Origin of the sequence: Streptomyces sp. CBMA123 (assembly GCF_014596465.1) — a bacterium.
Classification (GTDB): domain Bacteria; phylum Actinomycetota; class Actinomycetes; order Streptomycetales; family Streptomycetaceae; genus Kitasatospora.
This window is the reverse complement of sequence record NZ_MECK01000268.1, coordinates 42,077-52,371: the sequence shown is the minus strand read 5'-3', so window position 1 is coordinate 52,371 and position 10,295 is coordinate 42,077. Positions and strand designations below refer to the sequence as shown.

Sequence of the window (10,295 nt, the reverse complement as noted above, 5' to 3'; positions counted from 1 at the left end):
CCCCCCCCCCCGGCGCCCCCGCCCGGGCGCGCGCCCCCCCCCGGCCCCCCCCCCCCCCGGCCCCCCCCCCCCCCCCCCCCCCCCCCGCGCCCGGGCGGCCCGGGTCGAGGGGGCCCTGCCGTGAGCCGCCGTCAGCCGGCGCCCGGGCCGGCCCCGTCGTCGCCCGGCGCGGGGTCGATCACGGCGCCCACGGTAGAAGCGCGCACCGGCGGCTCCCGCAGACGGGAGTGCGGGGGCCGGTCCTAGCCTGGTGGGAGTTCGAAGACGGACCCCAGGGGTCTCCAGCACGTGCCTGGAGGTGGAGCATGGGTGGCGCATCCGGTGGGCGCCGGCTGAGGGTTCTGGCGGCGGCGGTGCTGTTGGGCGTGGGTGGGGCGGTGGTGCCCGGGGCGGGGGCGGCGTCCGCCGTCGGGAGTGTGCCGGTGCGGGCCTGTCCGGCGCAGGCCGGTGTTCCGGGGCCGCCGCCGGGCGCCGTGCCGGCCTCGGTGCCGGTGCCGGACGGGGTGAGCGTGCCGGCGACGGCGGCGGTGTACGGTGCCCGCTACCCGGGCGAGGCGCACTTCCTGGTCGCGCCCGCCGACTGGACCTGCGACGCGGTGTTCTTCGCCGGGGACGGCGGCCAGCAGGCCTACGTCCACCCCGGCGCCCCGGCCGCCGACCCGGCGGGCACCCGCTTCGACGCGGTGGTGCAGGCCGTCTTCGTCAGCGGCGGCGCGCAGACCGAGGTCGACCTGGCCTGCGGCCTGCTCCCCGCGGCCGGGGCCGCCCCGAACACCTGCAACGCCCCGGCCCGGCTGCCGGCCACCCTGGTGCACCCCGTCCCCACCCGGGCCCCGGGCCTGCTGCCGGCCGCCGTCGGCGTCCCGGCGAACACCCGTGAACCCAACCTGGCGACCACCGGCGGCCCGAACCGCACGGTCGCCCTGGTCACCTTCCAGTCCCCCGCCGGCCCCGCCCAGGAGATCAGCTGCACCCTCCCGGCGTCCGCCTCCCCCGTCGCCACCTGCCAGGCCGCCCTGGGCCACCTGCTGGCCACCGGCGCCGCCGCCAAGCAGCTCTCCAGCGCCGACCTCGCGGCCGCCCTCACCGACCTGGACGCCTTCGTCGCCGGCTACCTCGGCCAGCCGTGAGCGGCTGCCGCCGGGCCCGGGCCGCCGGGAAATCCGGTTGGCCCGCCGGGCGGCACCCGGCAGGATCCGGCGCATGGAACGCGAGGACCTCGCCCGGATGCTCACCGACCAGACGCCGGCCTGCGCCCCCGCACGCGAAGCCCTCCTCGCCGGAGGCACCTTCGACGTCTGGGACCGTCCGCTCCCCGCCAGGCATCACTTCGGCGTCTACGCACGCCGGCTCCGGAACGCCCGCAGACGCGGGGTCCCGACCCTCGGCGTCACCGAGGCCCTCCGGATCCTCGAACGGGCAGGAGGCGAACCCCTGCGCCCCGGCAGGATCGTGACGGCGGATGGAGCTTGGGCGTTCGTGCTCTTCCTCGACGCCTCGGCCACCGCGGTGCTGGCCTGCGCCCGCGGCGGCCCGGTCCGCTCCGAGGGCGGGTGACGGCGCGCCCGCGTACGGGCTGGGCCTTGGCCGCAGCCGTCTGCGGTCGGTCGCCGGCCGTCAGCCGTCAGCCGTCAGCCGGAGTGCGTGACGACCAGCCGGACCAGCGCGACCGCGTCCCTGAGGCTGAGGCCGGCGTGCGCGCGGCGCAGCTCCCGGACGGCCTTGACCTCGGCGGTGCGGGGGTCGATCCCGGCGTGCGCCAGGACGGCGCGGGCCCAGTCCACCGGGGTCGGGGCGGCGGGCGGGACGAAGTCCTCGACGATCCGCAGGGCCCGGCGCAGTCCGACCTGTTCGACCTGGTCGGCGGTGTCCAGGGCGGCGCGCAGGGCGGCCTTGAGCGGTTCGAGGTCGGCCGGATTCGACGGGCCGGAGAGCGGGCTGAGCATGGTGGTTCCTCTTTTTCTTCTTTGCTTCGGTTCGGGGTCAGTAGGCGCTCTTGGCCAGGCGCTTGCGCTCGCGTTCGGAGAGGGTGGAGCCGGACTCGCGGCGGGCCGTCCGGCGCGGCAGGCCGGGTGCCGGCGCGAAACCCGCGACCGCCCGGCACAGCGGTACGCCGGCCTCCCCCTTGCACATGCCCATCACGCTAGTACTTGCCTGACGGGAAAGTAAATGCCAGGATCTCCGGTGCTGTCAGCAGCCTTCTCGGAGGGGGGAGTTGGAGCACCAGGTGACCGTTCACGACATCGCCCCCGAGGACGCCCTCGCGTCCTTGCGCACCGCGGCCCGGGCCCGGGCGGCGGCCCGGCGCCCCGACCCGTGGCCGGGCTGGTACCCGGTCACGGCCGCCGGCCTGTTCGGGGCCGGGTTCACCGCGATCGGCCTGTCGGTCCTGCTGCCGCAGCGGCTCCGGCTGCCGGCCGCGCTCCTGCAACTGGTCGCGGCGCTGCTCCTGGTGGGCCACGTCGTGGTCAGCCACCGGATCGAGCACCGGCCCGGCATCGTCCCCACCCCGGCGTACCCGGCCGCGGCGGCCCACCTGCTGCCGCCGGCCGCGGCCGGGGCGCTCGCCCTGCTGTTCGGCCCGGCCGGGTTCCTGCTCACCCTCGGCGTCACCGGCGGCCTCACCCACCTGCTGGTACTGCACCGCGAGCGCGCGCGGGCGGACGCCTCATGACCCCCGACCCGCCGGTCCCGGCCTTCGACGAGCTGATCCACCAGCCCACCCGCCTGGCCGTCGTCGCCTTCCTCTCCGGCTGCGCCGAGGCGGAGTTCCGCGCCGTACGGGAGGGCTGCGGAGTCTCCGAGTCGGCGCTGAGCAAGGTGGCCGCCACCCTGGAGGCCGCCTCCTACCTCACAATCCGCCGCGGCTACGTGGGCAAGCGGCCCCGCACCTGGCTGCGCCTGACCCCCGAAGGCCGCCGGGCCCTGGCCTCCCACCTCGCCGAGCTCCAGCGCATCGCCGCCGACGCCACCGCCCTCGGCGCCGCCCTGGATCGGGAGACGACCCAGGGCTGACCCGACCCCTTGCGCGGGAAGTCGGCCGGTCCGACTTCTTGCGCAGAGCGGCGAGGGCATTGCCGTCCTTTCCGCGCGGAAGGTCCGGACGATGCCGTCGCCGCTTCGGTGGGCCGAAGCGGCGACGGGGCACCGGGGCAGGTCCGTTCGGCTCCGGTGTCGGTGGCCCCGGCCGATCTTGGCCGGGGCCGCCGTTGCCGTGCGCTTCCTGGAAGGGGGTGTGGGGTGTTCGGGGGCGGGCCCGCAGCCCTGGGCGCGGGCCCGCCGCCCGCTGACCGGCCCGCCCGCAGCGCGCGCGGGGTGTCCGGGGGCCGGCGGCGGGGCGGCCGGGGGGTGTCGGCGGGAGGGAATATCGTCCGTCTTCGTTCACCGTGTCGATCCGGCGCCGCGCCGTTCGACCTTGGGTTGGAGAGGGTCGGCAGGCGGCCCCCCGTGGAGGAGGTTGAGATGGCGAAGTACATGCTGATCATGCGGGGCACGGACGAGTCCATGGCGAAGATGATGGAGACGCCGTTCGAGGAGATGCTCGAGACCGTGGGCCGCTTCAACGAGGAGCTGATCCGGGCGGGCGTGCTGGTGGCCGCCGAGGGGCTGGACGACCCGTCGCAGGGCGTGGTGGTCGACTTCGACGGGGAGACGCCGGTGGTCACCGACGGCCCGTACGGGGAGACGAAGGAGCTGTTCGGCGGCTTCTACCTGATCGACGTCACCTCGAAGGAGGAGGCCGTGGAGTGGGCCAAGCGGCTGCCGGCGCTGCCCGGTTCCAAGTGCGAGGTGCGCCGGGTACCGGGCATCGAGGAGTTCCCGCAGGACAACGAGTGGATCGTCAAGGAGCGGGCGTGGCGCGAGCGGACCGGCCAGCTCTGATGCCCGCAGCCACCGACGGTCCGCCGGGCGCCGAGGCCGCCCGGCGGGCCGTCGAGGCCGTCTGGCGGATCGAGTCCGCGCGGATCGTGGGCGCGCTGGCCCGCTACACCGGGGACTTCGCCCTCGCCGAGGACGTCGCCCAGGAGGCGCTGGCGGAGGCCCTGGTCGGCTGGGCGCGCGACGGCGCCCCGGCCAGCCCGGTGGGCTGGCTGCTGACCACCGCCCGGCGCCGGGCCGTCGACGCCTTCCGCCGCGCCTCGGCGCTGGACGAGCGCTACACCGCGCTCGCGGGCCCGCTCGCCGAGGGCGAGTTCAGCACCGGCGCGGCGGGCACCCCGGCGCCGCAGCCGGACCTGCCGTTCGATCCGGACCGGGTCGACGACGACGTCCTCGCCCTGATGTTCACCGCCTGCCACCCGGTGCTCTCCCCCGAGGCCCGGGTGGCGCTCACCCTGCGCGTGGTGGGCGGCCTGTCCAGCGAGGAGATCGCCCGGGCGTTCCTGGTGCCGGTGCCCACCGTGCAGGCCCGGATCACCCGCGCCAAGAAGACCATCGCCGCCGCGCACGTCCCGTTCGAGCTGCCGCCCCCGCAGGAGCGGCGCACCCGGCTGGGCGCCGTCCTGAGCGTGCTGTACGTGATCTTCACGGAGGGCTCGACGGCGACGGCCGGCGAGGACCTGCTGCGCCCCGACCTCGCCTACGAGGCCGTCCGGCTGGCCCGGATGCTGGCCGCCCTGCTGCCCGACGAACCGGAGGTGCACGGGCAGCTCGCCCTGTTCGAGCTGACCGCCTCGCGCTTCCCGGCCCGCACCGGGCCGGACGGGGAGGCGGTGCTCCTGGAGGACCAGGACCGGCGCCGCTGGGACCACTCCGCGATCCGCCGCGCCCTGGCCGCGCTGGGCCGGGCCGCGGCCCTGGGGCGGGGCCTGGGCCCGTACGGCCTGCAGGCCGCGATCGGCGCCTGCCACGCGGCGGCGCCCTCGGTGGCGGACACCGACTGGGAGCGGATCGTGCTGCTGTACGAGGCGCTGGGCCGGGTGGCGCCGTCCCCGGTGGTCGAGCTCAACCGGGCGGTGGCCGTCGCGATGGCCGAGGGGCCGCTGCCGGCGCTGTCCCTGGTCGACGATCTGGCCGTCTCCGGCCGCCTGTCCGGCTCGCACCTGCTGCCGGGGGTGCGCGGCGAACTGCTGGCCCGGCTCGGCCGCAGCACCGAGGCCCGGGCCGAGCTGGAACTGGCCGCCCGACTGTGCCGCAACGCCCGGGAGCGGGCGGTGCTGCTGCGCAAGGCGGCCGCGCTCGACAACGCAGGGTGACCGTACGGCCCCGCCTCCGACGCTCGGACGCGGGGCCGTACGGCCCGGCCGTTCAGCCGCTCAGCACTGGGGGCGGCGGCCGTGGTTGGCCCCGCGCCTGGCCCGGGCCTTCTTCTTGCGGCGGCGCTTCGACGACATGGCGACTCCTCTCGCAACCGGCCCCCGGCTCTCCCCCGGTCTTCCACCGTTCCACACCCTGCCCGCACCGGCCCGTCGAGCACCGACCCCGCGGCCCCCCCGTACCCCCGGCCGGGTCCACACGGTCCACCTCGACGGCTACAGCACCTGCGCCCGACAGGCCGTCGACGCCTACCTGTCGACCGGCGCCCTGCCACCGGCCGACGCCACCTGCCGGGCGTCCGCCCGGGCGCCGGCACCGGCACCGGCACCCGTCACTGGCCGACCCGGCCGTCCACGCACTCGCGCAGCAGGTCGGCGTGGCCGCAGTGACGGGCGTACTCCTCGACGCGGTGCACCCACAGCTCGCGGACCGCGACGCCCTGCTTGCCGAGCCGCGTCCCCAGATCCGGGTGGGCGGCCAACTCGGTGTCCAGTGCGGCCTGTTCGCTCTCCAGGTCCCGCCAGGCGGCCGCCACCACGGCCGGGTCGGCGACCGCGCCGTCGAAGTCGGCGTCGCGCGCGCCGTACAGCTTGGGCAGCGGCTCGCCGTCGCGGATCCAGCCCCGCCAGTCGCGTTCCACCTCGGCCAGGTGCCGCACCAGGCCGAGCAGTGACATGGTCGACGGCGGCACCGAGCGCCGGGCCAGCTGTTCAGCGTCCAGTCCCTCGCACTTCATCCGCAGGGTGAGGCGGTAGTTGGTCAGGTAGTCCTCCAGGGTGGCCAGTTCGCCGTCCGGGGCGGGCCCTTCGCTGTTGCGCGGGTCCTCGTCCGGGTCCGCCCACATGTCGGGGTAGACGCTCGCCTGGGTCCATCGCTCAGGTCGCTCGGGTCGCTCGGGTCGCTCGGTTGCCATCCGCGCATCATCACCCGCAACATCTCTCCCCCGCCAGCGAGTTACCGCCCGGCCAGGGGTTCGAGCGCCGTCGGGCCACGCCTCGGTCAGGGCAGGAGCGGGCCGCGGCCGGCGCTGGGGTGGAGTACCACCGGGGAGCGGCCTGGGGTGGGGCCGATGACGATCGCGGTGCTGCCGGCCCAGGCGGTGGAGGCGGCGGCGCGGCAGCTCGGTCAACGCTCCGCCCCGGACACCCGGTTCGCCCCCGCCCGCAGGAAGGCGGTGAAGCCCTCGGCCGCGGGCGGGGTCCGCTGTCCGCGGCGGGTGGCGGTGCACACGTGCCGGACGGGGGTGTCCTGGGGGTGGAGGGGGATCAGGGCGATGTCGGGGCGGACGGCGCGGGCGGCCAGGGAGGGGATGAGGGTGGGGCCCAGGCCGGCGGCGACCAGGCCGAGTTTGGCGGTCCAGGCGCCGACGGCGTACTCGATCCGGGGCTGGAAGCCGCTGCGCAGGCAGGCGGCGAGGAGGGTGGATTCGGGGTGGCGGCGGGCGGCGATCCAGGATTCGTCGGCGAGTTCGGCCAGTCGCAGGCGGCGTCGGCCGGCGAGCCGGTGGCCGCGGGGCAGGGCGACCAGGACGGGGTCGTCCAGCAGCGGATGAAGGTCGAACTGGTCGGTGTCGTAGGCGTCTTGTGGGTTCTCGGCGTAGGAGGCGACCACGGCGAGGTCGATGGCGCCCTCGGCGAGCCGGTCCAGCAGGTGGGCGGTGAGGCCTTCGGTGAGGGTGATCTCGACCTGCGGGTGGGCGGCGCGGAAGGCGGCGAGGGCGCTGGGGACGAGTTCGGCGTTGGCACTGTCGAAGGCGCCCACCCGCAGGCGTCCGGCATCCAGTTCGGTGAGGGCGACGAGGTCGCGCCGGGTGGTGTCGAGGCGTTCCAGCAGGGCTTCGGCGTGCGGGAGCAGTGCGCGTCCGTGGTCGGTCAGCCGCACCCCGCGGGCCAGCCGGTCGAACAGCGGAACGCCCAACTCGCCTTCCAGGGTGGCGATCTGGCGGGATATCGCGGACTGGGTGAAGCCCAGCCGCTCCCCGGCAGCGGTGAAGGAGCCGAGGTGCGCGACGGTGCGGAAGACGTCCAGCCAAGCCATGTCCATTCCGCATGACTACCATGCGAGACATTCGCTGGTCGCCTGGCTCGATGCTGCCTAGCGTGGCGGCCATGGAAAAGATCGCCTTTCTGGGCCTGGGCCGGATGGGGCTGCCGATGGCCCGCCGCCTCGCCGCCGCCGGCCACCCGCTGACCGTCTGGAACCGCACCCCCGGCCGCGCCGGGGGCCTCACCGAGGCCGCGAGCCCGGCCGATGCCGTGGCGGGGGCCGGCGTCGTCGTCACGATGCTGTCCGACCCGCAGGCCGCGGCCGAGGTCGCCGGGCGGTTCACCGCCCACCTGGCCCCGGGCACCCTGTGGATCGACATGTCCTCGATCGGCCCGCGGGCCGTCGCCGGCCTGCGCGCCCAACTGCCCGGCGGCGTCGCCCTGGTGGACGCCCCGGTGCTCGGCAGCGTGGGCCCGGCGGCCGGCGGCGACCTGGTCGTCTACGCGGGCGGCGAGGACGCCGACCTGGACCGCGCCGAACCCGTCCTGGCCCACCTCGGGCGGGTGCGGCGCTGCGGCGGCCCGGGTACGGGGGCGGCACTGAAGGTCGTGGTGATGGGCGCGATCGTGGCATCCGTCACCGCGCTGAGTGAAGTGGTCGCGGTGGCCGAGGAGTTGGGCGTTCCGCAGGAGGAGGCCCTGGAGGTGCTGGCGGCCGGGCCGCTCGCGGGGGTGGTGGCCCGGGCGCGCAGCACGGAGTCGGACTTCCCGGTGCGGCTGGCGGCCAAGGACCTCGCCCTGGCGGGCGGCGGCCCGGTGCTGGCGGCGGCCCGCCAGGTGCTGCTGGCGGATCCGTCGATCGCCGAGCGGGACCTGTCGGCGGTGGTGGGGGCGGTGCGGGCGGGCTAGCGTCCGCCCGGGCGGCTCAGCTCGGCCCGGTGGCGGCGGGCGGCGAGGGTCTCGGGGTGGTCGGGGCCCAGCAGTTGGACGCAGTCGAGGACGAGGGCGTCGAAGAGCCGGATGGCCTCGGCGGCGCCCTCGGCGCGAGCGACGCAGTAGGCGTGGTTGCTGCGGGTGGTGAGAGTGTCCGGGTCGTCGGGCCCCAGCACCAGCCGGCGGTCACGGAGCAGCGTTTCGAAGTAGTACGCGGCACGGCCCCAGTGGCCCGCATACCCGATGTTGAAGGCTTGGTTGTTGCGGGCGATCAGAGTCTCCGGGTGGCCCGGCCCCAGCTCCCGCGCGCAGTCGTCGATCAGGGGTTCGAGCAGCTTGGCGGCTTCCGCGTGGCGCCCGAGGTTCCCCAGATTGAGGGCGTGTCCGTTGCGGGCGACCAGGCTCTCACGGTGGTTCGGCCCCAGGACCTGTTCACAACGGTCGACCAGGTCCTCATACAGCTGGACCGCCCAGGCGTGGTCGCCGCCGGCCCCGACGACTCCGGCATGGTTGCCGTAGACGGCCAGGGTCTCGGGGTCGTCGGGGCCGAGCATGCGGATGGCGTCCGCGACGAGCAGTTCCCACCGCCGCACGGCCGCACGGCCCGGGCCCAGGAGGGCCGCCTCTGCGGCCCTGGCCCGGATCACTGCCCGGGCGGCGTCGCCGCCGGTCGTGAGGTTGTCCCGGTAGGTCAGGTTGTCCCGGACAACCGGGACAACCCGCGGGCTCTCCTCCCCCAGCTCCTCGCTGACCCGCTCGATCGCCTCCCCGTCCGCGTCGTTGACGGCCGCCGCCTTGGCGAGCGCCTGCTCGATGTCGTCGCCGACCGGGTCGCCGGCGCCCGCGGCGGGCACCACCTCGGCCGCCTGGCGCGGTTCGTCGGCCTGCGGGTCCGGGTCGCCCGCCCGCAGCCGGTCGAGTTCGTCGGTCAGCTGCCGCACCAGGTGCTGCACCCGGGCGGCGAGTTCCTCCGCCCGGCGCTGCTTCTCCTGGGCCCGCCGTAGTTCCTCCTGGGCCCGCCGTTCCTGGTCCAGGGCGCGTTCCAACTGCCGCTGGGCCTGTTCCAGTTCATGCGCCTGGCCCTGACCGCGCAGTTCGTCGCGTTCGGCGCAGAGGCCGTCGACGCGCTGCTCCAGCTTGGTGATCATGTAGAGCAGGGCCATCACCAGCTGCGCGGAGTTGTGGGCGGTGCGTTCCAGGACGGCCTGCTGTTCCAGTGACCGGGTGAGCCGGTCGTAGGTGTCGAGCTGCTGCCGGCGGGCCTCGGCCAGTTCCACGGCGTACCCCCCGCCCGCCGGAACGTGGCCGGCCGGGGTCTGGGCGGGCTTGCGTTCGGGTGCCGGGTGTTCGGCCGCCCGCAGGCGGGTGAGCGCCTCGGTCCGGCGGCGTTCGCGCAGCCTCGGTTCCGCCACGGTGGCCGCGACCAGGGCGAGGACGAAGTCCTGCTCGGGCAGCTGACTGCCGGCCAGGTAGGAGCCGACCTGGGTCTTGGACCAGCTGATCCCCCCGGCGATCGCGGTCATCGTCAGGCCGCTGGCGTCCACCAGGGCGCGCAGGAAGCCCGCCAGCTCCCGGCCCTCGGCGCTCTGCGCCCGGATCGGCCCCCACGGCCTGCCCATGCCCCAACCCCCGCCCGCGCCCCCGGAGTTGTCCGGGACGTCCCGGACCATCCCGGCCGTTGTCCGGACCTTACCTGCCGCAACGCCCCGGACAGGGGCGGATCAACCGGACCGGTGCCAGATTCCTCCTCGCCACCCGCACCGCCACCACCGCGAGGAGACCCGCCGTGCACCTGCCCGCCCTGCCCTTCCTGTCGCCGGCCGGCCGCACCACCCAACGGGTGCTGCTGGTCGCCCTGCTGACGCCGCTGCTGCTGCTCACCGTGCTGGCCGCCGTCCCGGCCCTGGTCGTCCTGCCTTTCCTGCCCGGCGGCACCGACCGCGCGGTGCGCCTGCTGCGCGTCCACACCGCGCAGCTGCGCACCCTGCTCGACGCCTCGCGGGCCGGGGCCCGTCCGGGCGGGCCCGACCGGTGACCGCCGGCCCCGGCGGGCCGGTCACCCCGACCGTTGGACGACGGGGCGTGGGACCTCGGCACCAGGGCGCGTATCGGGTTGCGATC

General features: G+C 76.0%; 13 protein-coding genes and 1 pseudogene. 9 read left to right on the top strand and 5 right to left on the bottom strand.

What is annotated here, in order from left to right; genetic code table 11:
* Positions 1–305: 305 nt before the first annotated feature.
* Both BG452_RS26610 and BG452_RS26605 read left to right on the top strand, forming a co-directional pair.
* Positions 306–1,130, top strand: coding sequence for a hypothetical protein (locus tag BG452_RS26610; RefSeq protein ID WP_188306886.1), 825 nt, complete (start codon positions 306–308; stop codon positions 1,128–1,130).
* Between the two features lie 73 nt (positions 1,131–1,203).
* Positions 1,204–1,557 (top strand): hypothetical protein, encoded by a 354-nt coding sequence (locus tag BG452_RS26605; protein ID WP_188306885.1) that lies wholly within the window; start codon positions 1,204–1,206, stop codon positions 1,555–1,557.
* A gap of 74 nt (positions 1,558–1,631) precedes the next feature.
* Here BG452_RS26605 and BG452_RS26600 read toward each other — a convergent pair whose 3' ends face one another.
* Positions 1,632–1,946 carry a hypothetical protein gene (locus tag BG452_RS26600; RefSeq protein ID WP_188306884.1) on the bottom strand — a complete coding sequence of 105 codons (315 nt, stop codon included), beginning with the start codon at positions 1,944–1,946 and terminating at the stop codon, positions 1,632–1,634.
* Between the two features lie 37 nt (positions 1,947–1,983).
* On the bottom strand, positions 1,984–2,133 hold the full coding sequence (locus BG452_RS26595; protein WP_188306883.1) for a hypothetical protein: 150 nt from the start codon (positions 2,131–2,133) through the stop codon (positions 1,984–1,986).
* A gap of 94 nt (positions 2,134–2,227) precedes the next feature.
* Between BG452_RS26595 and BG452_RS26590 the strand changes: the two genes are divergently transcribed.
* The 5 genes and pseudogenes from BG452_RS26590 to BG452_RS48175 form a co-directional block, all read left to right on the top strand.
* Entirely contained in the window at positions 2,228–2,674 is a 447-nt protein-coding gene (locus BG452_RS26590; protein ID WP_188306882.1) for a hypothetical protein, read from the top strand.
* Complete coding sequence (locus BG452_RS26585; RefSeq protein WP_188306881.1) at positions 2,671–3,015, top strand: winged helix-turn-helix domain-containing protein; 345 nt, start codon at positions 2,671–2,673, stop codon at positions 3,013–3,015. Before BG452_RS26590 ends, BG452_RS26585 begins: the two co-directional genes overlap by 4 nt.
* A 447-nt stretch (positions 3,016–3,462) precedes the next feature.
* Positions 3,463–3,882: a YciI family protein gene (locus BG452_RS26580; protein WP_188306880.1), complete on the top strand. Its 420-nt coding sequence runs from the start codon at positions 3,463–3,465 to the stop codon at positions 3,880–3,882.
* Positions 3,855–5,195, top strand: coding sequence for an RNA polymerase sigma factor (locus BG452_RS26575; protein ID WP_317621239.1), 1,341 nt, complete (start codon positions 3,855–3,857; stop codon positions 5,193–5,195). Before BG452_RS26580 ends, BG452_RS26575 begins: the two co-directional genes overlap by 28 nt.
* A 136-nt stretch (positions 5,196–5,331) precedes the next feature.
* Positions 5,332–5,535: pseudogene (locus BG452_RS48175) on the top strand (hypothetical protein); the annotation flags it as partial.
* Positions 5,536–5,587: 52 nt separating this feature from the next.
* Here BG452_RS48175 and BG452_RS26570 read toward each other — a convergent pair.
* Together BG452_RS26570 and BG452_RS26565 are read right to left on the bottom strand one after the other, a co-directional pair.
* Positions 5,588–6,169 (bottom strand): DinB family protein, encoded by a 582-nt coding sequence (locus BG452_RS26570; RefSeq protein WP_188306879.1) that lies wholly within the window; start codon positions 6,167–6,169, stop codon positions 5,588–5,590.
* A gap of 212 nt (positions 6,170–6,381) precedes the next feature.
* Positions 6,382–7,293, bottom strand: coding sequence for a LysR family transcriptional regulator (locus tag BG452_RS26565; protein WP_223242755.1), 912 nt, complete (start codon positions 7,291–7,293; stop codon positions 6,382–6,384).
* Positions 7,294–7,364: 71 nt separating this feature from the next.
* On the opposite strand from BG452_RS26565, the gene BG452_RS26560 reads away from it, so the two are divergent.
* The gene (locus tag BG452_RS26560; protein ID WP_188306877.1) at positions 7,365–8,150 is read left to right on the top strand and encodes an NAD(P)-dependent oxidoreductase; all 786 of its coding nucleotides are present in this window, start codon (positions 7,365–7,367) and stop codon (positions 8,148–8,150) included.
* On the opposite strand, the gene BG452_RS26555 is transcribed toward BG452_RS26560, so the two are convergent.
* Complete coding sequence (locus BG452_RS26555) at positions 8,147–9,844, bottom strand: tetratricopeptide repeat protein (protein ID WP_188306876.1); 1,698 nt, start codon at positions 9,842–9,844, stop codon at positions 8,147–8,149. The genes BG452_RS26560 and BG452_RS26555 overlap by 4 nt on opposite strands.
* A gap of 8 nt (positions 9,845–9,852) precedes the next feature.
* On the opposite strand from BG452_RS26555, the gene BG452_RS26550 reads away from it, so the two are divergent.
* Positions 9,853–10,209: a hypothetical protein gene (locus tag BG452_RS26550; RefSeq protein WP_223242754.1), complete on the top strand. Its 357-nt coding sequence runs from the start codon at positions 9,853–9,855 to the stop codon at positions 10,207–10,209.
* The last annotated feature ends 86 nt before the right edge of the window (positions 10,210–10,295 follow it).